We start from the raw sequence: 22,033 nt of genomic DNA on the forward strand, positions 1-22,033 counted from the left end.
GTCGGCCGGGGTTGAACGACTGGGTTGATTGGACTTTAAGGGCCGTCGGGTGACGGCGTCAGCGGTTGGACAGGTAGTGCTCGGCATCGATGGCAGCCGAGCAGCCGGATCCGGCTGCGGTGATCGCCTGACGGTAGACCGGGTCGATGAGGTCGCCGGCAGCGAAGACTCCTTCGACATTCGTCAGTGAGGCGCGTCCATCGACCTTGAGGTAGCCGTCGGGGCGCAGCTCGAGCTGATCGGCGAAGAGCTCGGTTCGCGGATCCGATCCGATCGCGATGAACAGGCCGGTGACATCGAGCAGAGACTCCTCGCCGGTGACGATGTTACGCACAGTGACGCCGGTCAGAGCATCATCGCCGTGGATCTCAGAAACTTCCGAATCGAGAACGAACTCGATCTTCGGATCGGCTTTCGCACGGTCCTGCATCGCCTGCGAAGCGCGCAGCTCCTGGCGGCGGTGGATGACCGAGACCTTGGAGGCGAACTTCGTCAGGAAGGTCGCCTCCTCCATAGCCGAGTCACCGCCGCCGACGACGGCGATGTGCTTGTCCTTGAAGAAGAAGCCGTCACAGGTGGCGCACCAGCTGACACCGTGGCCGGAGAGCTTGTCCTCGTTGGGCAGGCCGAGCTTTCGGTAGGCGGAGCCAGTGGCGAGGATGACGGCCTCGGCGGTGTAGCTCTCACCAAGCGCGGTGGTGATCTTGTGCGCACCCGGCTGCAGGACGAGTTCCTGCACATCGTCGTAGATGACGGTCGCGCCGAAGCGCTCTGCCTGCTGGCGCATGTTCTCCATGAGCTCAGGGCCCTGGATCCCGGCAGGAAAACCAGGGAAGTTCTCAACATCTGTCGTATTCATCAGCTCACCGCCAGCGGTGACGGAACCGGCGATGACGATCGGTTCCAGGCTGGCTCGAGCTGCATACACCGCTGCGGTGTAACCGGCTGGACCCGATCCGACGATGACGAGTCGCTGAGCTGTCATAAGGCCTCCTCTTGGGGATGTTTCCGTTAGACCGAACACTGGGGTACGGCGGGTTTATTCCACCCTATGCCCCCGTGCACTCACCGGGCTGTCCGCGCGGGCACCCATCCAGAGGCGGTGCGGTCTCAGGACAGCCCGACGTGGGTGACGTAGGCGCGATATCCGCCATCGGCAGAGCCGAGCTCGGTGAACCAGATGATGACGACAGATCCTTCGGCGCCGTCCTCGAGATCGACGGTGGTCTTTCCGTCCTCGGTCGTTCCCTTGCCGACGACCGTGGCCTCCTCCGGGTCGTCGGAATCGCCGATCCGGACCTCGAAGTCGCTTCCCTCCCGATCGGAGGTCAGCTCGACCTGGGAGACGGCGGCTGACTCTTCGAGTTCGAGAGCCAGGCCGACACCCGATTTGAGGTTGCCGAACTTCGAGGAGTTGTACCGGTCGGTGCGCCACGCTGAATCATCGTCATCCAGGACGTTCGATGCTGCGTCATCGTTCTCTGTGTCATCGCCTTCAGGATCGAGGGCGGACACATCGGCGATCACCGGTGCCGGGCCCTGCGGCTCCTCCGTCGGAGGCTGCTCTTCAGTCGGTTCGGCTTCGGCAGTCGGCTCCTCTGCGGTGGGCTCATCATCGCCCTGCGTGCCGACGATGATGCCGATGATGAGCGCAGCGACGACCAGCAGCGCCAGGACACCGATGAGTATCGGAGCCAGGGGCCGAGACGGCTTGTCAGCAGGTGCGCCGTCCTCAGCGGGCGGCCGGGGACCCGCTCCACCGGACCCGCCAGGCGCAGCAGACGCGGCAGCAGCAGGCGCGGCCGCAGCGGCAGGCGCACCTGCCGCAGCTGACGCGGCGGCACCGCCGTCTGCGGCCGGCTTCGTGCCGGTGCGGTTCTGCGGCGTGCACGGGTTGCCGGCAGCCGGAGCTGGTGTTGCGGGCTGGCGGGTGGTCTCGCGTTCGGTTGCACTTGACGGTGCGGTGTCTGCGGCGAGATCGGCGCCCAGCCCTGCGGCGGGGGCTGCAGCGGACTTCCGGCGGGACTGCTCCTGAGCGCGCGCCCGCTCTTCAGCCTCCTGCTGCAGGCGGCGCTCGCGCTCGTATTCGGCGCGCTGGCGTTCGAGCTCTTCCTCGCGGGTGGTGAACATGCCGCCGAGGAACCAGGAACCGTCGTCCTCATCCTCATCGGCTTCGGCGTCCTCAACGGCTTCCGGGTCGGTGCTGATGACCTGCGTATCGTCGGCGCTGAGCTCATCGTCATTGGTGAACATGCGCGACCGATCGGCGATGCGCTGGGTTTCGTTCGCATCGGCCGCAGCATCGGCGTACTGCTCATAGGAGGCGAAGGTGTCCTCGGGCTGCCACTCGTCGGTTTCGGCGGAGGCGAGCTCCTCGGAGGAGATCGGGAAGACGGCCGCCTGCCGCATCTGCATCCGGTCGTCATAGGGTGTCTCGCTGTCGGCGAGCCGGCCGGCAGCCAGGCCCGAGGCACCCGGCCGGGTGAGGCCGATGCGGGCGAGGGCGGCGCGCAGCTGGGCGGGGGTCGCCCGCTTTTCGGGCGCTGGGGCACCTGCCGCTGCAGGGGGCGTGGCCGGTCGCGGCGGGGTGAGGGCCCCCGTCGGCGAGGCGGAGGCCGGGTCGGCCTTGGTCGTCGGCCGGGCCGAAGATGCGCCGGTGGCCGCCTCGGTGCCGGAGAACTCCTCGTCTTCGGTGCGGCGCAGCTCATCGCCGTCCGGGCGCGGACTGCCCGTCGAGAGCTGGCGCAGCTGGTGGACGTCCCATTCGTCGAGGAACCGAACCACCTCGCTGGCTGAGCGCGGCCCGGGCTCGATCTTCATGACGACGCCGGAGACGAACTCCTCTAAGTCGCTGGGCACTCCGTCGACGAGCTCGGAGACGCGCACAAAGCGGTTGTTGCGCCGCTGGGCCACCGGCAGGCCGGCACGCGGCTCATCGCCGGGCCAGTGACCGGTGAGGGCGGCGTAGAAGATGTTCATCAGCGCGAGTGCGTCCTCGCGCTTCTTCGCTGTCGTCGGCATCGCCTCGAGATCGAGGCCGTAGGCGGCATGAGCGACAGCGGCGTCGATGGCGACGCCGGTGACGGTGGCGTCGAGATTGTCCTTGAGTCCCACGCATTCGGGACCGAGGCACAGGTGGTAGAGGCCGCGGGCACTGGCGTGGGCCAGCGCGGTGGCGAGCTCGCCGACGAAGGCGCGTGCCGCCTCGGGAGCCAGCGGCCCATGGCGCAGAATGGCCGGCAGGGGAGTGGCGACGGAGCGTTCGAAGACGACGAAGTCGATGCCGTCGGCGCGTCCGACGTCGAGGACGGTGGGGATCCGCGGATCGGTCAGCAGCGCCGAGCGGCGGGCGGCATCGAGCAGGTCACCGGAGGTCTCCGATGGCGCGACGTAGAGGGTGACGGCCATGTCGAGGATGGCGTCGAGAGCGATGCAGACCGTGCCGCTGTCAGGGTGGTCGGCGAACCACGGGCGGACGATGTCGGAGACCACATAGCGCTCGGCGACAACTGTTCCGCGTTCGATGCCGATCACCAGACCCCCTTGTAAATGCGCTGCACGGATGAGCTGTGCAGGGCGAATAGTCCTTCGCTGCTCAGTCTAGCGCTTCAACTTCCGCCGGACAGTCTCGGCAAGGCTGCGCAGCTCGCTCACACGCAGCATCCAGCACACGACCAGATACACCGCAAGCATGACCGGCCCGACCCACGCGATGGTGATGAATGCGGTGGTCCGGGTGTCCCAGGCATCGGTGCCGAGCGCGCGGATGATGAACACGCCGACGATGCCGGCGAGTGCGCCGGCGATGATGAACTTCAGGTGGGCCAGCAGGATCCGCCTGCTCCCGAGGTGGTGCAGGCGGCGGCGCAGCAGCCAGGCGCTGATGAGGCAGGCGAGACCGTATCCCACGCTCATCGACAGGCCGATGCCGGCGACGATGTAGTGCTTGGGCAGCAGCAGCCCGGAGGCGATGACCCCGGCGGAGGTGAGGGCGACCTGCGGGACCTGCACCCAGAACGGGGTGCGGGCGTCCTCATAGGCGTAGAACACCCGCTGCAGCAGATAGTTCGCCGAGAACGGCACGAGTCCGAGGATCATCGCGGCGATGACGACGCTGAGCGAGACGGCCTGCTCGACCGAGCCGCGGGCGAGCACCATCGCCGTCTGCGCGCCGAGTGTCATGAAGGCGACAGTGGCGAAGACGTTGACGAAGCCGACGAGCCGGACGCCGAGGCCGAAGGAGGCGCGCACCGCCTCGGTGTCGCGATCGGCCGCCGAGGTGCTCATCGAGGTGAACAGCGCTGTCGCCAGCGACACAGCGATGAGCGAATGGGGGAGCATGAAGATGAGATAGCTGTAGGTGTAGGCGGCGTTCGACGGGCTCGGGCCGCTCTCGGCGGTCGCCGAGGCCAGTGAGGCGACCTGGGAGATGACGATGAACCCGAGCTGGCCGATGAGCACCGCACCGAAGGTCCAGGAGGCGACCTTGCCGGCGGTGCCCAGGCCCACCCCGCGGAAGCCGAAGGTCGGGGTGAAGCGGAAGCCGATGCGGCGCAGCGGCCAGATGAGCACGAGCGCCTGGCAGACGACCCCGAGAGTGGCAGAGCCGGCGAGCACGGCGATCTTGGTGACGTCCCACGTGGCGATGGCGTGCTCACCGTATTCGCCGGTGCCGAAGAGCGCGATGAAGATGCCGAGCCCGGCGATGGAGACGACGTTGTTGATGACCGGCGCCCACATGTAGGGCCCGAACGAGGAATGAGCGTTGAGCACCTGCCCGAGCATCGTGTACAGGCCGTAGAAGAAGATCTGCGGCAGGCACCAGAACGCAAACGCCACCGCCAGGGCGGTCTGCTCGCTGCTCCAGGTCGACGAGGAGTACACGCGCACGAGCAGGGGAGCGGCGGCCGTGGCGAGCACGGTGACGCCGAACAGGATGAGGATCGCCAGCGTCAGCAGCCGGTTCGTGAAGTCCTTGCCGCCGTCGGGCCGCCGGGTGGCGCGCACGATCTGCGGGACGAGGACCGCGTTGAGGATGCCGCCGGCGAGCAGCATGTACAGGTTGTTCGGCACCTTGTTCGCCACGTCGAAGGCGTCGGCGACCCCACCGTAGGTGACACCGATCGCCAAGGCGAGCATGCCGGCCTTGACGAATCCAAGCACCCGCGACACGAGCGTGCCGGCGGTCATGATCGCCGAGGACTTCGCCAGCGAGCTCAGCTTCGCACCCCCGCCCGGCGCCTCGGCGGTAGCTTCGGCCTCCGGGTGCCCGGCCGTCTCCGGCGTCACAGCGCCGTCTCCCGTGCTGCCGGAACCGTGGGCCGCGTGCGCCTCAGCGGTGCGGTCCGGTGCGGTCTCGGAGGGGTCGGTGGAGGACAATGCGGCTCCTTGCCGGTCTCAGGGGCGTTGACGCGTCGGTCGCGCGCGGGAATCGAATCAGCCCGGGTCGTTCTCGTGCGCTCGCGCGACGGCGGCGTCCAGCTGGCTCTTGGGAATCTTACGCCGTCCGCGGGAGACAGACGAATACAGGCCGATGAGCAGCACGATGACGAGACCGGCCCCGATCACCGCCGCCCCGATGTTCTCCCAGTCGGTGCGCACGCGCACCGTCAGCGAGGTCGTCTCCGGCAGCACGAAGTGCCCGGCAGCCGCCGGCCCCGGCCCGGTGTCCGTCGTGGCAGTGGAATCGCTGTCACCGGGCGGGGTGGCGGCGAGGAGTTCGATGCGGGTCTGCACATCGGCGTTGGCCAGTCCTTCGACGGGGACCTCGACGCGGGCCTGCTCACCGGGGCTGATGACGACCGGTTCGGACACCTGCGTGCGCAGCTGCGGGGTCGCAGGCACCACCCGGACCATGACATGGGCGGACTCGGCGGTCGTGTTGTCGATGCGCACCGGGATCGTCGTCTTCTCACCGGTCACCAGCAGCACGGCCGAACCCTCCTCGGGCCTGATCCCGCCGATGAGCGCGCCGAGCTCATCGGCGGCGGCGTCGACGCAGGAGGAGAAGCCGCCGTCATTGGCCGTCTCACCCCAGGCCGTCGACGTGCACGTCAGGGCGGACCGGCTCAGCCGGGTGGCTACCGCCTCAGGGTCCTCGAAGGCGGCCGATGCCTCGGCGCCGGTGGCATGCACTTCGCCGAGGCGGTGCAGACCGGCGGCCCGATCCCCGGCTTCGCGGGTGGGTTCGGTCAGCGGGGCGCGCTGGACGGGTTCTGATTCGCTCAGGTCCGCCAGGGACTGCAGGTCGATCCACGGTGCTGCCGCGGTCTGCCTGATCGCCTCGGCCCAGTGCGGGTCGGCGGCCCGGCGGGGGAGGGTGATGAGCAGGCTGCGCGGGTCGTACGGCCGCTCGGTGGTGATCGCCGAGCTTTCGGCGATGAGTTCGCTGAGCCCGAGCACGCGCGTGTCGTCGTGGCCGGCGAGTTCGGCGGCCTCCGACAGTCCGGTGTCGACGGCCAGGGAGTTGAGCCCATGCTGGTCCCCGCCGACCGGCAGGGTGGAGGGCGCTGATGAGGTGTAGCTGCGCACGCTCGGCTGCTGGATGTCGGAGACGAGCATCGTGTTCGTCCCGGCCTGTGCGGCGCGTTCGGCGAAGTCCGGGGTGAGGCTGCCGGACGCCGGCCAGGTGATGTCGGTGCGGGCCTCGGGCAGTGTGGCGCGCACGTCATCGGCGGCGGCTTCGGCAGCGCGGGCGAGCACCGGCTCATCGGCGGCGGCCAGGGCGGTGAGGTCGGCATCAGCGTAGGGCAGGGCGATGACGGTGCGCTGTTCGGCGGCGGCGATGAAGGAGGTGTACCACTCATTCAGCTGCGGGTAGCGATCGGCCTGCGGGCTCGGCGCTGGCGCGGTCTGCTCGCCGCCGGTGTCCTCACCGGGGGCATCGGTCGCCTCATCGTCGTCGCCCTCGGGGGTCTCGGTGGCATCAGCAGGCGTCTCGTCTGCCGGTGCTGCGCCCGGTTCGGCCGGATCAGCGCCCTCCTCAGTGCCCTCCTCGCCACCGGGATCGCCGGCTCCATCGTCTGGACCGGCCTCCGGACCGGCCTCTGGGCGGTCGACGCCGAGGACGTCCTCGATGCTGCCGATGAGCCGCGGGTCGACGGCGACTGCCACCTCGTCAGCGGCAGTGACGGCGGCCAGTGCCGAGGTGAGCTCCCCCTCGGGCCCGGCGGCCTGCTCGAGCGTGTCGGCTGCGACCCGCCCACTGGGATCGAAGCCCGGCAGCGTGACCGGGACGAGGAACGTCACCTTGCTCGGCAGCAGCTGCGGATCGGGGTACCAGGTGGTGAAGGCGGTGCGGGTCAGCGACAGCGACGGCTGCGCGCTGGCAGCTGCCGCGCCGCTGCTGAGCTTGACGGCCAGCCCGTAGGCCCCCCACGAGGTCAGCGGCTGGCTGCGCGGCAGCCCGAGCGTCTCGGCATCGGCGGTGAGGGTGAACGCCGCCTCGCTCTTGGGCGCGACTGACTCCGGCAGCGTCTCGATGTCCATCCTCGGGGCGTCGTCGGTGTCATCGGCGTCACCGGCGGTGTCCTGCTGGGCGGCCGCCGAGGCGGTGTCGCCGAGCTGCCGGTAGCGCACCGGCTGGTCCTTCCACCCGTTGATCGCATCGCGGGAGTCGAGCACCCGGCGGCTGATGCGGAAGTCCAGGCGCGGCTCGGGGATCTCCACGGCACTGGAGTTGATGATCCGGCCCTTGATCGTCAGCGTGCCCTCAGCTGTGACGACCGGGCTGATCTCGTCGAAGGCCAGCTCCACTCCGGCTGCGGCGGTGTCGCCGTCCCCGGGAAGCTCAGCGGTCTCCTCGCCCGTGCCGGTCCCGGGTGCTGCCGGGACGGGGGAGGGGAAGACCGGTTGGCTGGGGGCGGCCGTCGCCGAGGCGGTGGGCACTCCGGTGCCCAGCAGCACCGCGATGAGGGTGCAGACAGCAGACAGCGCCGCACAGCGGCGCAGGTGAGGCAGGCGGCGGCGGGCGGAGATCACGTCGACTGGATGACGGAGTGGTAGTACGGCAGCACGGAGCGGGCAGCGGCGACGATGCGCCGCTCATTGGCGAACGACAGGTGCTCCGGCAGCGCATCGAGCGGGATCCAGGCGGCGTCGACGGCCTCCTGGTCCGGGTCGTTCTCGACGGTGAGGTAGCCGCCGGTGGCGCGCAGCAGGAAATGGTGGACGAGCTTGTGGATCCGGTAGCCGCCGACGGAGAACCAGTAGTCGACGCTGCCGAGGGCGGTGACGACATCGCCGTGCACACCGGTCTCCTCAGCGACCTCGCGGCGGGCCGCCTGCGCGGGTGTCTCACCGAGTTCCAGGTGGCCCTTCGGCAGGCACCATTCGAGCCGGCCGGCCCGGTTGATGCGTGCGATGATCGCCACCTCGAAGGTGGGCGAATCGAAGTCGACCATGACGCCGCCCGCGGAGACCTCCTCCACGGTGTTCGAACGCGCCGGCATGACCCCCGGCTTCGGCAATGGTCGAGGCATAGCTTCTACTGTATATCCGCAACCTGACGATAACCTTATGCTGAACCGACCCCCTCGAATGGAGATCACGTGTCCCTGGCCGACGCCCATGCACGCCTGCTCGCCGCCCTTGATGCCCACGAGCACATCCTCGGCCCCCTGGGTGAGATGTTCTCCGCCGCCGGCCGGGAGCTCGCCCTCGTCGGCGGGTCGGTGCGCGACGGGCTGCTCGGCCGGCCGATGCCCGATCTCGACTTCACCACTGATGCCGACCCGGATGCGATCCTGGCGATCGTGAACCCGTGGGCCGATGCTGTGTGGGAGATCGGCCGGGCGTTCGGCACCATTGGGCTGCTCAAGGACGAGCTGCAGATCGAGATCACCACCTACCGCGCCGAGGCCTACGACCCGGATTCCCGCAAGCCGACGGTGGCCTTCGGCGACAACCTCGACGACGACCTCGTCCGCCGCGACTTCACGATCGGGGCGATGGCCGTCCGGCTGCCCGAGCGCGTCTTCGTCGACCCCTTCGGCGGACTCGCCGACCTCACCAACGGGCTCGTGCGCACGCCGGGCAAGGCCATCGACAGCTTCTCCGATGACCCGCTGCGCATGATGCGCGCCGCCCGCTTCGTCTCCCAGCTCGGCTTCGGCGTCGACGCTGAGGTGCGTGAGGCGATGTCCCAGATGGCTGAGCGCATCGACATCATCTCCGCCGAGCGCGTCCGCGACGAACTCGTCAAGCTCATCTGCGGGATCCGGCCGCGGGCCGGCATCGAACTGCTCGTCGAGACCGGGATCGTTGAGCGGATCCTGCCCGAGGTCACCGACATGCAGCTCGAACGCGACGAGCATCACCGGCACAAGGACGTCTACCAGCACAGCCTCACCGTCCTCGACCAGGCCGTCGACCTCGAGGCCGTCTACGCCGCCCGCCAGGCCGAGGCTGCCGCAGAGAAGGCTGCCGCAGAGAAGGCCGCCGAGCAGGCTGTCGAGCAGGCTGTCGAGCAGGCAGACTCCACGACCCCGGGCACCGCGCCCGAGGCGGAGGGCGCCGCGGCACAGGACGCACCTGCCGGGCCGGTCACCGCGGTCGCCGAGGACCCCCAGCGCATCATGGTGCCCGATTTCATCGTCCGGTTCGCCGCCCTCATGCACGACATCGGCAAGCCCTCGACCCGCCGGTTCACCCCCGACGGGGCGGTGACCTTCTACCACCACGATGTCGTGGGGGCGAAGATGACGCGCAAGCGGATGAAGGCGCTGCGTTTCGACAAGGCCACGACGAAGGCGGTCAGCCGGCTCGTCGAGCTGCACCTGCGCTTCTACGGCTACGGCGACGCCGGCTGGACCGACTCCGCAGTCCGCCGCTACGTCACCGATGCCGGCGAGCTGCTCACCCGCCTGCACATCCTCACCCGCTCCGATGTCACCACCCGCAACCGGCGCAAGGCCGAGCGTCTCGCCCACGCCTACGACGACCTCGAGCACCGGATCGAGAAGCTGGCTGAGCGCGAGAAGCTCGATGCCGTGCGCCCGGACCTCGACGGCCGGCAGATCATGGACATCCTCGGCATCAGCCCCGGCCCGGCGGTCGGGCAGGCCTATCAGTTCCTGCTCGCCCAGCGGATGGAGCACGGTCCGCTCGGTGCGCAGCGCGCCGAGGAGGTGCTGCGCCGGTGGTGGGCCGAGCAGGACGGCGGCTCCCAGCAGCCGCAGTGATCCAGTCCCGGCGGACCGGGGCAGTGAGCTGCCGCACGCGGCTGCACTGTGACCCGGTTCACCTGGCCGTCACAGGCACCTGTTACCTTGAGACCAATGACTGGGACACGCCGTGAGGAGGCACCATGACGACCGTGACCGAACAGTACCGGGCGGCACGCGACCGGCTGCTGGAGCTGCGCCTGGACTACGCGCAGGCGAAGGACGAATTCCAGTGGCCGCGCTTCGAGCACTTCAACTTCGGCCTCGACTGGTTCGATGCCATCGCTGAGAACAACGACAAGCCGGCCCTGTGGATCTGCGAGCAGGACGGCACCGAGAACATCTACAGCTTCTCCCAGCTCTCCCGCCGGTCCAACCAGGTCGCCAACATGCTCCGCGCTGCCGGCGTCACCCGCGGCAGCCACGTCATGGTGATGCTCGGCAACCAGGTCGAGCTGTGGGAGTCGATGCTCGCCGGGATCAAGCTCGGCGCCGTGCTGCTGCCGACGACCACCCAGCTGGGCCCCATCGACCTGACCGACCGCGCCGAACGCGGAGAAGCCTCCTTCGTCATCGCCGGTGCCGCCGATGCCGCGAAGTTCGACGAGGTCGACGTCGACCTCACCCGCATCGTCGTCGGTGCCGAGCCGGCGCGTGCGAACGACCTGGCCTACACCTCGGCCCAGGACTTCCCCGAGACCTTCGAACCCGACGGCCCGACCCCAGCCGATGACCTGCTGCTGCTGTACTTCACCTCGGGCACGACCTCGAAGGCGAAGATGGTCGCCCACACCCACACCTCCTACCCGGTCGGCCACCTGTCGACGATGTACTGGATGGGCCTGGAGCCCGGCGACATCCACCTCAACGTCGCCTCACCCGGCTGGGCCAAGCACGCCTGGTCGAACATCTTCACCCCATGGATCGCCGAAGCCTGCGTGTTCCTGTACAACTACACCCGCTTCGATGCGACAGCGATGATGGAGACGATGGGCCGGGTCGGCGTCACGAGCTTCTGCGCCCCGCCGACGGTGTGGCGGATGCTCATCCAGGCCGACCTGTCCCAGCTGACGAACCCGCCGGTCAAGGCACTCGGCGCTGGTGAACCGCTCAACCCCGAGGTCATCGACCGGGTCAAGAAGCACTGGAACGTCGACATCCGCGACGGTTTCGGCCAGACCGAGACGACGCTGCAGATCGGCAACCCGCCCGGGGAGCCGATCGTCTACGGCTCGATGGGCAAGCCGCTGCCCGGCTACGACGTCATCCTGCGCGACCCGGCCACCGGCGAGATCGGCGATGAGGGGGAGATCTGCCTGCAGCTCGACCCCCGCCCAGCCGGCCTGACCCAGGGCTACTGGGGAGACGAGGCGAAGACCGCGGAGGCGTTCGCTGACGGCGTCTACCACACCGGTGACGTCGCCAGCCGCGACGCCGACGGCTACATCACCTATGTGGGCCGTGCCGACGACGTGTTCAAGGCCAGCGACTACCGGCTCTCGCCCTTCGAGCTCGAAAGCGTGCTCATCGAACACGAGGCCGTCGCCGAAGCCGCCGTCGTTCCCTCACCGGATCCGCTGCGCCTGGCCGTGCCGAAGGCCTACGTCGTGCTCACCGCCGGCTGGCGACCCGATGCCGACACCGCCAAGGACATTCTGTGCTTCTGCCGCGAGAACCTCGCCCCCTACAAGCGGATCCGGCGCATCGAATTCACCGAGCTGCCGAAGACGATCTCGGGCAAGATCCGCCGCGTCGAGCTGCGTGCCCGCGAACGCGAACTCCACCCGTTCGAGGGCGGAACAACGGTCGAGCACCAGGAGTGGGCCGACACTGACTTCCCCGACCTCAAGGGCTGAGGAACCGGCTGTCAGCTGAGCATCGCTGCCCAGCTGACGTGTGATTGCTCACGTCCCGGCGCACCGACCAGACGACCCACGGTCTGGCCGGTGCGCCGGGTTGTGCGCTAAAATTGCAGGTCACATGCAGTGCGAGTCGGACATGCACGTGCATGCAGCCTGCCTGCGCTGTGACCGGCGCCAGGTGATCTTCATCGACTTCCAATCTTTGAATGTTTGGCTGAATCGACACACCGCACACTCACTCTTGGGGGATCTGTGGCCAAATCCGCACCGAAGGCACGCCGAAGCGCGGGCCGGAACGTGAACAAGGGCCTGCTGAACTATCCGCGCCAGGGCGTGACCGGCTGGACTCGCTGGCTGCCCTCGCTGCGGCTCATCGGCGTCGGCATCCTCACCGCCTGCGTCGCCGTCATCGGCCTCTTCAGCATCGGCTACGCCGTCACCGACGTCCCCGAACCGAACAAGGAAGCCGCCGGGCAGACCTCGACGGTCTACTACGACGACGGCGAGACCGTGCTCGGCTCCTTCAAGACCGAGGACCGCAAGAACGTCACGATCGACAGGATCTCAACCCCCATGCAGCAGGCGGCCATCGCCGCTGAGGACAACAGCTTCTACGAGAACCGCGGCATCTCCATCAAGGGCCTGTCGCGGGCGGTCATCGGTGTGGCCACCGACAACTACGCCGGCGGTGGTTCGACGATCACCCAGCAGTACGTCAAGAACTTCTACCTCACCAATGAGCGCACCCTCGACCGCAAGGTCAAGGAGATGTTCATCGCGCTCAAGATCGACCAGGAGCTGTCGAAGGATGAGATCCTCGCCAACTACCTCAACACCATCTACCTCGGCCGCCAGTCCTATGGCATCGAGGTCGCTTCGAAGAAGTACTTCGACAAGCCGGCCAGCGAACTCGACGTGGCCGAGAGCGCGCTGCTGGCGGCGATGATCCAGCGTCCGGGCCTGGCGGATCCGGCTGAGGACCCCGGCAAGTACGAGGACCGCTTCAAGTACGTGCTGGGCAACATGGCCGAACTCGGCTACATCACCGAGGACGAAGCTGCCAGCACCGAGATGCCCGAAGTCCGGGCCGCGCAGACCGACAACCAGTTCGCCGGCCCCAACGGCTATCTGCTCGATGAGGTGCGCAAGGAGCTCAAGCGCAACGGCATCGAGGACGAGGTCATCGACCGCGGCGGACTCGAGATCACCACCACCTTCTCGAAGAAGAAGATGGACGCTGCCATCAAGGCGGTTGAGGACCTGCCGAAGCTCAAGGAGGGCATGCACGTCGGACTCGTGTCGATGGACCCGGAGACCGGCGGCATCGTCGCGATGTACGGCGGCAAGGACTTCCTCGAGCGGCAGCACAGCGCAGCGACCGAGGACATCACACAGGCCGGTTCGACGTTCAAGCCGTTCACGCTCGTGGCCGGCCTGGAGAACGGCTACCGCCTGACCGACTACCTGACCGGCACCTCGGGCACCCCGATGAACTATGAGGGCACCCGCTGGAGCCCGAAGAACTACGGCGGCGCCAGCTACGGTCCGGTCAGCCTGCTCAAGGCGACCCAGAGCTCCGTCAACACCGCCTATGCGCAGCTCAACATCGAGGTCGGCCCGGAGAAGACGGTCGATGTCGCCGAGCGGGCAGGCCTGCCGAAGAACACCAAGGGCCTGGAGAAGAACGCCGCGAACGTGCTCGGCACCGCCAGCCCGACGGTCAAGGACATGGCCACGGCCTACAACACGTTCGCCTCCAACGGCATCACCCACACCCCGCACACCGTCAAGACCGCGGTCACGCCGGAAGGCGAGACGCTCTACGAACCCGACACTGAGGGCAAGCGGAACTTCGACAAGAACGTCATGGCCGAGACCACCTATGCGCTCTCGCGCGTGGTGACCGGCGGATCGGGCTCGTACGCCTCGACGCTGGGTCGCCCGGCAGCCGGCAAGACCGGCACGTCCCAGGACAACTACTCGGCCTGGTTCGCCGGATACACCCCGAATCTCACCACCACGGTGTCGATCTTCCGCGATGACGGAGAGGGCAACCCGGTCGAGATCGGCCCCTACGGTGGCCGCGGTTCGATCACCGGTGGCTCGTTCCCGACGCAGACGTGGACGAAGTACATGAAGGACGCGCTCAAGGACGAACCGGTCAAGCAGTTCCCCAAGCGAGGCAAGCTGCCGCAGGTGGAGAAGCCGAAGCCGAAGTCCGGTGTGCCGAATCAGCGCCCGAAGCCCAAGCCGTCGCCGAAGCCGAAGACCACGCAGGACGAGAAGCCGAAGGACGACAAGCCCAAGGACGAGGAGCCGAAGGACGAGGAGACGAAGGAGGAGGAGAAGCCGAAGGAGGATCCTCCGACGGTCGAGCCGCCGAAGCCTCCGACGAAGAAGCCAGAGCCGCCGAAGGACGAGAACAAGGGCAATGGCGGAGGCGGCGATAAGAAGGGCGACACGTCTCTGCAGGGATTGGGGATGCCCGGCTTCATCCGCCAGGGAACCGTCAGCGTCCTGTGAGGCGCGATAGCCTAGGCGCATGCCAGGTGTGAGTCCCCTCAGAGCTGCTGAGCCGCTGCTCGGCGGCAGGCCCGGCGCCCATGCGGCGTCGGGCCCTTCGCCGTTCCGGACGGCGGCCGCACTCATGTGCATGCTGGCCGCCTTCGGCACTGCCGGCATCGGCATCCTGCTGCACGGGGCGTGCATGCCCGGCTACGAACTGCCCGGCGCCTCGGCGCGGATGTGCGCCTCACCGGTGGCCAATGCGCTGACCGGCACCGAATTCCCCGCCGGGCCCGGCCGGGCGTCCGGCGCCCCTGCCGCGCTCGACCCGGTGACCGGGTGGTTCGTCGAACTCGGCTTCGTGCTCAGTGCCGGCCTGGGTGCGGGGGACATGATGGCCTTCCTGCTCGTCATCAACACCATCGCTGTCGCCGCGATGGCACTCGGTGCCGCCGTGCTCATGCGCCGACTCGCCTGGCTGCCGGTCGCCTGCATCTCCCCGGCGATCATCTTCTCGATGGGCCAGTCGCTCGACCCCGTCGGCGTCGCCTGCCTCGTGTGGGCACTCGTGCTGCTCAACCCGACCGTGGCCGGCCCCCACTCGAACGCCGGGGCCGGTGTGCTCTTCGCCATCGCCGCACTCATCAACCCGCTCGGCATCCTCGCGCTGCTCACCGTCATGGTGCTGCTGTGGCGCGCCGGGCAGCGCTCCGACCTGCTGTCCATCGGCGGGGCGGCTCTCATCGCCGCAGGCCTCGTGCTCGCCATCGACGGGCTCATCTTCCACCGCCTGTCCGTGTGGTGGCAGCAGCCGATCGACCGCGGCTCACTCGTCTCTCTGCTCGCTTACGGAGAAGGCGCTGATCCGCAGCTGCTGGCAGGTGTCAGCCTCGCCGCCTGCGCTGTCGGCGTCATCGCCGCACTCGCCTTCATCACCCGCCGGCCCCGGCCGAACCTGTACGCCGCACTCACGATGGTGCTCGGACTCGCCGTCGTCACACTGCCCTCAGCGCCGATCACCCACGCGCTGTGGCTGCTGCCGGCTGCCGCACTCGCCATCCGCCGGCTCTGGATCTTCATCGCCTGGGCACTGGCCGAGGCGGCCCTCGTCATCGCCGTCAACCTCTCCGACATCACCGCCTTCGACGCCAGCGCGGGACTCTCCCCAGCCTGGCTGCTCATCTTCACCTGCCTGAGGCTGGCAGCCGTCGTCGCCGTCATCACCGCCGCCGCCCTCGAACTCGACCGCAGCCCCCAGCCGGCCCCCGAACCTGAGGCGAGCCCCGCCTCGGGCACGGAGGCAGGCGCCTCGGGCAGGGAAGCCACCGCCTCGGGCACGGAAGCCGGCGCCTCAGCTGGCGAGGCGGGCGCGAACACACTAGAATGAATCAGTCTGTGTCCGCTGCGGACCGATTCCGCACCCGGCCAGACGCAACGCATATACCCTCCTGCCATGGACCGACCATGGCCGCTGAGACCAGAGGAGGTGGGTGACACGTGCGTCATTACGAGCTGATGCTCATTCTGGATCCGGAACTCGAAGACCGTTCCGTTGACACCACTGTCGAAAAGCTGCTGAAGGTGGTTCCCGCTGACGGCGGCACCGTCGACAATGTCGATGTGTGGGGCCGTCGCCGCTTCGCCTACGAGATCGACAAGAAGGCCGAAGGCACCTACGTCGTCGTGGATTTCCACGCCAAGCCCGACACGACCAAGGAGCTCGACCGCCAGCTTGGCCTCAACGAGACCGTTCTGCGCTCGAAGATCCTGCGTCCCGACGCGAAGTAATCCAGCAGATCCGAGCTCGGAACCGCTGACCCCCACGCTGTAAGGAGCATCATGGCAGGCGACACGATCATCACTGTGGTGGGAAACCTCACCGCCGACCCCGAACTGCGCTACACGCCCAACGGGGCTGCGGTCGCGAACTTCACAGTGGCGTCGACCCCGCGCATGTTCGACCGCAAGACCAACGAATGGAAAGACGGCGAGACTCTGTTCCTGCGCTGCAACGCGTGGCGGGATCTTGCTGAGAACGTCACCGAGACCCTGCAGCGCGGCACCCGCACGATCGTGCAGGGCCGCCTGAAGTCGCGCAGCTTCGAGACGAAGGAAGGCGAACGCCGGACCGTCTTCGAGCTCGACGTCGACGAGATCGGCCCGAGCCTGCGCTACGCCACGGCCAACGTGACGAAGAAGGAGTTCTCCGGCGGCGGCTTCTCAGGAGGCGGCCAGGGAGGATTCTCCGGTGGCGGACAGCAGGGCGGCGGCTGGGGACAGAACCCCGGCGGCGGCTTCGGCGGGCAGCAGGGCGGCCAGGGTCAGTCGAACGACCCGTGGGCCAGCTCGAACCCGCAGGCCAACCCCGGCGGAGGCTGGGGCAGCCCGACCTCGGACGAACCACCATTCTGATCGCACACCGGCAGGCGCGTGCCTGCCGCTGATCAACAGATTTTTTGACAGGAGCACATCATGGCAAAGCCGGATCCCCGGAAGCCCATCAAGAAGAAGGCGAACCCGCTGAAGTTCGGCGAGGCAGCCCAGATCGACTACAAGGACACCGCAACCCTGCGCAAGTTCATCTCCGACCGCGGCAAGATCCGCGCTCGTCGCGTGACTGGTGTCAACGTGCAGGAACAGCGCATCATCGCCAAGGCCGTCAAGAACGCCCGCGAGATGGCGCTCCTGCCCTACTCGGGCTCGACCCGATAAGACGAGGGGAGTAGAACAATGGCTACCAAGAAGGTCATCCTCAACCAGGAAGTCGACGGCCTCGGTGCCGCCGGCGACGTCGTCGAGGTCAAGGCCGGTTACGCCCGGAACCTGCTGATCCCGCGCGGCTGGGCCACCACCTGGTCTGCAGGTGCCGAGAAGCAGATCGAGGCGCTGCGCAAGTCTCGCCAGGCACGCCAGCTGGCCGACCGCGACGAAGCACTCGCACTCAAGGAGAAGCTCGAAGGCTCCTCGGCGAAGATCGAGATGAAGGCCGGACAGAACAACCGCCTGTTCGGCGCTGTCACCGCTGCGCTGGTCGCCGACGCGCTGACCGAGGCGCACGGCACCTCCTTCGACCGCCGGCAGATCGCTTTGGCCGGCCACGTCAAGGAGCCCGGCAGCTACACCGCCACCGTGCGCGTCCACGACGAGATCACTGCCAACGCGAAGTTCGACGTCATCGGCAAGCGCTGAGCCCGCTGAACTGTCACTGAGCTGACGCAGCTCGCACAGGCCCCGGAACCTACACGGTTCCGGGGCCTGCGTGCATCTGGGGACCGGTTGGCGGTGGACCGGATCGGCTGGGAGCCGGCCCGGGCTTGACCCTCACGCAGCGTCAGGGCCGAACGTGGTGGTTGTGGACGATACTGAGGGAATGGACGAGCACACCACGGAGCTGACAGTCGGCGCGGCCGCAAAGCTGCTCGACGTCAGCATCCGCACACTGCACCACTGGGACGCCATCGGGCTGGCCAGCCCGAGCGAACGCACATGGGCCGGCTACCGCATCTACACGGCAGCCGATATGCAGCGGCTGCGCCGCGTGCTCATCTTCCGCGAACTCGGCCTGCCGCTGGCAGAGATCGGCCGGATCCTCGACGATCCGGGCGTCGACCTGGCAACCGAGCTGGCTGAGCAGCGCGCATCCCTCCGAACACGTATCGACCAGCTGCAGAGAGTCGTCTCTGCAGTCGAACGGATGATGGAGACCACCACCATGGGAAAGAAGCTCACAGCAGCCGAGCAGGCTGAGATCCTCGGCCCGAACTGGAACCCCGCCTGGGAGGCCGAAGCGCAGCAGCGCTGGGGCCAGACCGACGAATGGGCCCAGTCCGAGGCGATCAAGCAGACCATGACCACCGCCGACTGGCAGCGGGTCAAGGACGACACTGAGGCCTTCGAGGCCGAACTCGCCGCCGCGTTCACGCGCGGAGTCGAGCCCGGCAGCCAGGAGGCGAACATGCTGGCCGAGCGGCACCGCGCCTCGATCGGCCAGTGGTTCGACATGACCATCGAGAAGCAGGTGTGCATCTCGCGCCTCTACCTCAGCGACCCGCGCTTCGCCGCGCACTACGATGAGCGCGCAGACGGCTTAGCAGCCTGGCTCGTCGAGGTGATCGCTGCCGGCGCCCTCGCCCGAGGTGTGGACCCGGAGACTGCCGAATGGCAGTGAATTCCGGCCTCAGCCGGTGGACGTGACCGTATAGACGGCCCGGCCATCGGCATCGGTGGTTCTCTCCGCCGATACCCCATCGGATAGGTGTTGGTGAAGCCGGTGGTGACTTCCCTGCCGTCGGCGACGATGAAGTGCGCACCGCCCGAGCCCATGCGTGGCGAGCAGCCAGAGCTCCTCAGCTCGAGGGTCATCTTGCATCTGCTGATCGGCGGCAAGCCAGCAGAACTGCCGGCTTGCCGCCGAACTCACCCGCGCTGCACCCGCCCGCCCGGCGAGGGAGAGATGAGGCCGGTGCCTTCGGAGTCGGCGAGCTTCCGGGTGCCCGAGGTGTCAGCCCCCTGTGACGATCTCGCCCTTGCCGTCGCGGTGGAAGAGGACTGCGACGTGGCCGGAGCAGTCCGTCCCGGGCCGGGCCTTCACCACCAGCGGCCAGTGCGCGGCGATCTTCTCACTGAGCGCGCGGGCGGATTCCGAGGCCGCCTGCTGATCTGCACCGGCAGCTGCTGAGGATCCGCCGCTGTGCGAAGGTGCTGAGCAGGCGGTGCCGAGCACCGCGATCGAGGCGGCAAGGGCGAGAGCGGGCAGTCGTGTCTTTCGGGTGGGGAGTCCGGGCCGAGGTGTCAGAATAGGGACATGACTCACTCGCCCACCACCTCGGCGGCGGCCGGATCCACCGGACCGACCGCACCGGCGCGCATCGACGACACCTTCGGCGACCTCGAGCGGGCGCGTGCGCTGAGGAAGATGCGCCAGCTGGCGACCGCGCTGCTCGTGCTGGCGGCGTGCATCTTCGTTCTCACCCACGTCTTCACCGACCTGACCGGCGTGTGGGGGTTCGTCGCCCGCGGATCCGAGGCGGCGATGATCGGGGCGATCGCCGACTGGTTCGCGGTCACCGCGCTCTTCCGCCACCCGCTCGGGCTGCCGATCCCGCACACGGCGATCATCCCGCGCAAGAAGGACGTGCTGGGCGAGAGCATGTCGAACTTCGTCGCCGCGAACTTCCTCACCTCCGTCACCGTCGCCGCGAAGATCCGCAACGCCCAGGTGACCGCGCGCATCGGCGGCTGGCTGAAGGAGCCGGGCAACCAGGAGATCGTCGTCACCCGTGCCGGGCAGGGCCTGGAGTATGTGCTCAGGCGCGTCGATGATGATGCGATCGAGGCGCTGACCCGCGAGGTGCTGGTGCCCAAGCTCGTCGATACGCACAAGTCCCCGGTGCTCGGCCGGCTCGTGCAGGAGATCGTGCAGGACGGGGCCCACCACCGGCTCGTCGACCTCGTCGTCGGGGAGGCGTACACGTGGCTGGCGGCCAATCCGCAGGTCATCGACGACGTGGTCGCGCAGAAGGCTCCGGACTGGGTGCCGGCCTTCGTCAACGAAGGGGTCGCGCGCCGGCTGCGCCGCGAGGTGCTCGAGTGGATCGCCGATGTGCGCGACAACCGCTACCACAAGGCCCGGCAGGCCCTCGACCGGTGGCTGCTCGAACTCGCCGCGAATCTGCGTGAGGACACTTCGATCGCCGAGCGTGCCGAGAACGTCATCGACGACCTGCTGCGCGAAGAGGGCGTCGTCCAAGCCGTCCTCGATGTGTGGGCCTCACTCAAGCGGCTGCTGCGCGGGGCGGTGCTCGACACCTCCGGTGAGGTGCACCAGCGGCTGCGTGCGCTGCTCGACCAGACCGCGACCCGGATGGTCGAGGACGCCGAGTTCTCCCGCGCGATCGACAATCGGCTGGCGATCACCGTCGGCGACCTGGCTGAGTCCTTCGGCCCGGAGATCGCCAGCGTCATCTCCGATACGATCGCCGGCTGGGACGCCAAGGAGGCTTCCGAGCGCATCGAGCTCTACGTCGGCAAGGACCTGCAGTACATCCGCATCAACGGCACCGTCATCGGCGCGCTCGTCGGACTGTTCCTGCACGGGGTCATCCTGCTGCTGCCCTAATCGTCGGCCGTCGGCCGGGGTCGCTCATGGGTCGCCGGCCCACCCGGCAGCGCGAGGACGATGAGGGCAGTCGTCAGCAGCACGAGTGAGGCGGGCAGCCAGATGATCGGCACCGCGAAGCTGATGCCGAGCGGATCGGCGATGTTCATCCCGATCGCCACGACTGCAGCGATCGCCGCGGCCACCGCGACCCCGGCGATTCCCAACCGCAGCCAGCGCTCGCCGGCCACCGCCTCGCGAGCGGCGCGCAGACTCAGCATGAGGATGAGACCCGCAGCTGCCGCCACCGCTGCGATCGCAGCGAGGTCGGCTGCGATGAGCCCGGCCCGGCTGGGCAGCGTCCCGCCGAGGAACATGAGCGCCACCGAGGCGGCCACGAGCACCGGCGGCAGGATCCGCACCCCGAGCGGTGCGCCCGCCCGGGGTGCGGATGCCGGTTCGCGTGCGGTCACGAGATCGCAGTCTTTCCGGCCACGGCGACGTAGTAGTGTCCGGCGATCACACGGCAGCCGCGGCGCTTGACGCCGGCATCGTAGTAGCCGTAATCGCAGTTCTGCACGAGGTGGTCGAGGAAGGTGCTGTCGCAGACCTTGCGGCGCTCCTTGCGCTCCGGGCGCGGCAGGTCGAGGTCGACCTCGATGCACATGTCGTGCCGGGCGCACGGTCCGCGGAAATCGGCCTTGCCCCACTCATCGGGCGACCAGGTGCAGTAGTCGTGCAGCGACTTCTGCTCATGATCCGGGTCGTATGTAGTCGCTGGGAACGGTGACCTGCTCCGGGCGCTCGATCGCCTCGGCATACGGGGCCAGGCTCGGCGCGCTGCCGGCAGCCTCTGCCGTGTTCGGTGCCGGGGCGGTGCCGTTGCCGAGCACGAGGCCTGCCAGCATCTCCTTCGAGGCGGTGTCGTCGACATCGAGCCCGGTGGGGCTGAAGAGCGGCACGAGCAGCTCGCCCTCACCGGCCGGTGCTGCGGTCGTGATGATCTCGACCTGGCCGTCGGCGATGGTTACCTCGGGTGCGGTGAACCCCGCATCGGTGGTGATCATCGCCGTGAACGCGAACTCACCCAGCCCGTTATCGCAGGTGACCTGCCCACCGTCGCCGAGGCGGCACTCAGCTGGCAGGTCGAAGTCCAGGCGAGTGCTCGTCGCGCCGGGTGGCAGGGTCACCGGATCGGCGATGAGCATGCCGGCGGCATCGTCCTGGGCGGACATCGCGGTGACCGGGACAGACAGCGGTGGTGCGGCTGCGGCCGGTGAGGTGAACAGCGAACCGGTCAGCAGCAGCGCACCGAGAATGGCAAGCAGCTGGAGAAACGCGCGGGGCAAGCAGCGGAGATGGGGATTCGGGTGCGTCGACGGCATGTCGGCCACGAGTCCTTCGGG

The 22,033-nt window shown here is 68.3% G+C and carries 19 protein-coding genes; 10 read left to right on the forward strand and 9 right to left on the reverse strand.

Annotation, left to right across the window (positions count from 1 at the left end; genetic code table 11):
• Nucleotides 1-58: 58 nt before the first annotated feature.
• The 5 genes from trxB to H9634_RS02370 all read right to left on the reverse strand — a co-directional run bounded on the left by trxB (nt 59) and on the right by H9634_RS02370 (nt 8,480).
• Nucleotides 59-985, reverse strand: a complete 927-nt coding sequence (gene trxB, locus H9634_RS02350) for a thioredoxin-disulfide reductase (RefSeq protein ID WP_191725213.1) — start codon at nt 983-985, stop codon at nt 59-61.
• Nucleotides 986-1,110: 125 nt separating this feature from the next.
• Nucleotides 1,111-3,534 carry a protein kinase family protein gene (locus H9634_RS02355; protein ID WP_191725214.1) on the reverse strand — a complete coding sequence of 808 codons (2,424 nt, stop codon included), beginning with the start codon at nt 3,532-3,534 and terminating at the stop codon, nt 1,111-1,113.
• A 66-nt stretch (nt 3,535-3,600) separates the two neighbouring features.
• Nucleotides 3,601-5,379, reverse strand: a complete 1,779-nt coding sequence (gene murJ / locus H9634_RS02360) for a murein biosynthesis integral membrane protein MurJ (protein WP_225210515.1) — start codon at nt 5,377-5,379, stop codon at nt 3,601-3,603.
• A gap of 57 nt (nt 5,380-5,436) precedes the next feature.
• Entirely contained in the window at nt 5,437-7,980 is a 2,544-nt protein-coding gene (locus H9634_RS02365) for a DUF6049 family protein (RefSeq protein ID WP_191725215.1), read from the reverse strand.
• The gene (locus tag H9634_RS02370; protein WP_165884032.1) at nt 7,977-8,480 is read right to left on the reverse strand and encodes an NUDIX hydrolase; all 504 of its coding nucleotides are present in this window, start codon (nt 8,478-8,480) and stop codon (nt 7,977-7,979) included. The genes H9634_RS02365 and H9634_RS02370 overlap by 4 nt, the downstream gene beginning before the upstream one ends.
• 69 nt (nt 8,481-8,549) lie before the next feature.
• On the opposite strand from H9634_RS02370, the gene H9634_RS02375 reads away from it, so the two are divergent.
• The 9 genes from H9634_RS02375 (at nt 8,550) to H9634_RS02415 (ending at nt 18,698) form a co-directional block, all read left to right on the forward strand.
• On the forward strand, nt 8,550-10,181 hold the full coding sequence (locus H9634_RS02375; RefSeq protein WP_318244975.1) for an HDIG domain-containing metalloprotein: 1,632 nt from the start codon (nt 8,550-8,552) through the stop codon (nt 10,179-10,181).
• 125 nt (nt 10,182-10,306) lie between these two features.
• Nucleotides 10,307-12,019 carry an AMP-binding protein gene (locus H9634_RS02380; protein WP_191725216.1) on the forward strand — a complete coding sequence of 571 codons (1,713 nt, stop codon included), beginning with the start codon at nt 10,307-10,309 and terminating at the stop codon, nt 12,017-12,019.
• 339 nt (nt 12,020-12,358) lie between these two features.
• Complete coding sequence (locus H9634_RS02385) at nt 12,359-14,548, forward strand: transglycosylase domain-containing protein (protein ID WP_318244976.1); 2,190 nt, start codon at nt 12,359-12,361, stop codon at nt 14,546-14,548.
• A 28-nt stretch (nt 14,549-14,576) separates the two neighbouring features.
• Nucleotides 14,577-15,917: a hypothetical protein gene (locus H9634_RS02390; RefSeq protein ID WP_191725218.1), complete on the forward strand. Its 1,341-nt coding sequence runs from the start codon at nt 14,577-14,579 to the stop codon at nt 15,915-15,917.
• A gap of 110 nt (nt 15,918-16,027) precedes the next feature.
• The gene (gene rpsF / locus H9634_RS02395) at nt 16,028-16,318 is read left to right on the forward strand and encodes a 30S ribosomal protein S6 (protein WP_191725219.1); all 291 of its coding nucleotides are present in this window, start codon (nt 16,028-16,030) and stop codon (nt 16,316-16,318) included.
• Between the two features lie 51 nt (nt 16,319-16,369).
• Complete coding sequence (locus tag H9634_RS02400; protein ID WP_191725220.1) at nt 16,370-16,942, forward strand: single-stranded DNA-binding protein; 573 nt, start codon at nt 16,370-16,372, stop codon at nt 16,940-16,942.
• Between the two features lie 60 nt (nt 16,943-17,002).
• Entirely contained in the window at nt 17,003-17,242 is a 240-nt protein-coding gene (rpsR, locus tag H9634_RS02405; RefSeq protein ID WP_102162491.1) for a 30S ribosomal protein S18, read from the forward strand.
• A gap of 18 nt (nt 17,243-17,260) precedes the next feature.
• Nucleotides 17,261-17,719 (forward strand): 50S ribosomal protein L9, encoded by a 459-nt coding sequence (gene rplI / locus H9634_RS02410; protein WP_191725221.1) that lies wholly within the window; start codon nt 17,261-17,263, stop codon nt 17,717-17,719.
• A 181-nt stretch (nt 17,720-17,900) separates the two neighbouring features.
• Nucleotides 17,901-18,698: a MerR family transcriptional regulator gene (locus H9634_RS02415; RefSeq protein ID WP_191725222.1), complete on the forward strand. Its 798-nt coding sequence runs from the start codon at nt 17,901-17,903 to the stop codon at nt 18,696-18,698.
• Nucleotides 18,699-19,031: 333 nt separating this feature from the next.
• On the opposite strand, the gene H9634_RS02420 is transcribed toward H9634_RS02415, so the two are convergent.
• Nucleotides 19,032-19,343, reverse strand: coding sequence for a hypothetical protein (locus H9634_RS02420; protein ID WP_191725223.1), 312 nt, complete (start codon nt 19,341-19,343; stop codon nt 19,032-19,034).
• On the opposite strand from H9634_RS02420, the gene H9634_RS02425 reads away from it, so the two are divergent.
• Nucleotides 19,335-20,648, forward strand: a complete 1,314-nt coding sequence (locus H9634_RS02425; protein ID WP_191725224.1) for a DUF445 domain-containing protein — start codon at nt 19,335-19,337, stop codon at nt 20,646-20,648. The two genes, H9634_RS02420 and H9634_RS02425, sit on opposite strands and share 9 nt — an antisense overlap.
• Here the strand turns inward: H9634_RS02425 and H9634_RS02430 are convergent.
• Genes H9634_RS02430 through H9634_RS02440 form a run of 3 tightly spaced genes read right to left on the reverse strand, consistent with a single transcriptional unit; the run spans nt 20,645 to nt 21,976 of the window.
• Complete coding sequence (locus H9634_RS02430) at nt 20,645-21,100, reverse strand: hypothetical protein (RefSeq protein ID WP_191725225.1); 456 nt, start codon at nt 21,098-21,100, stop codon at nt 20,645-20,647. The genes H9634_RS02425 and H9634_RS02430 overlap by 4 nt on opposite strands.
• Complete coding sequence (locus H9634_RS02435) at nt 21,097-21,447, reverse strand: phospholipase A2 (protein ID WP_191725226.1); 351 nt, start codon at nt 21,445-21,447, stop codon at nt 21,097-21,099. The genes H9634_RS02430 and H9634_RS02435 overlap by 4 nt, the downstream gene beginning before the upstream one ends.
• Nucleotides 21,380-21,976, reverse strand: a complete 597-nt coding sequence (locus tag H9634_RS02440; protein WP_191725227.1) for a hypothetical protein — start codon at nt 21,974-21,976, stop codon at nt 21,380-21,382. Before H9634_RS02440 ends, H9634_RS02435 begins: the two co-directional genes overlap by 68 nt.
• Between the last annotated feature and the right edge of the window lie 57 nt (nt 21,977-22,033).

Source organism: Brevibacterium gallinarum (genome assembly GCF_014836885.1).
GTDB lineage: Bacteria > Actinomycetota > Actinomycetes > Actinomycetales > Brevibacteriaceae > Brevibacterium > Brevibacterium gallinarum.

Bases quoted from the DNA above. Each gene is read 5' to 3' on its own strand.
- rplI (WP_191725221.1), top strand. From the start codon at position 17,261: ATGGCTACCAAGAAGGTCATCCTCAACCAGGAAGTCGACGGCCTCGGT.
- H9634_RS02415 (WP_191725222.1), top strand. From the start codon at position 17,901: ATGGACGAGCACACCACGGAGCTGACAGTCGGCGCGGCCGCAAAGCTG.
- H9634_RS02400 (WP_191725220.1), top strand. From the start codon at position 16,370: ATGGCAGGCGACACGATCATCACTGTGGTGGGAAACCTCACCGCCGAC.
- H9634_RS02435 (WP_191725226.1), bottom strand. From the start codon at position 21,447: ATGCCGAGGCGATCGAGCGCCCGGAGCAGGTCACCGTTCCCAGCGACT.
- rpsR (WP_102162491.1), top strand. From the start codon at position 17,003: ATGGCAAAGCCGGATCCCCGGAAGCCCATCAAGAAGAAGGCGAACCCG.
- trxB (WP_191725213.1), bottom strand. From the start codon at position 985: ATGACAGCTCAGCGACTCGTCATCGTCGGATCGGGTCCAGCCGGTTAC.
- H9634_RS02370 (WP_165884032.1), bottom strand. From the start codon at position 8,480: ATGCCTCGACCATTGCCGAAGCCGGGGGTCATGCCGGCGCGTTCGAAC.
- H9634_RS02380 (WP_191725216.1), top strand. From the start codon at position 10,307: ATGACGACCGTGACCGAACAGTACCGGGCGGCACGCGACCGGCTGCTG.
- H9634_RS02425 (WP_191725224.1), top strand. From the start codon at position 19,335: ATGACTCACTCGCCCACCACCTCGGCGGCGGCCGGATCCACCGGACCG.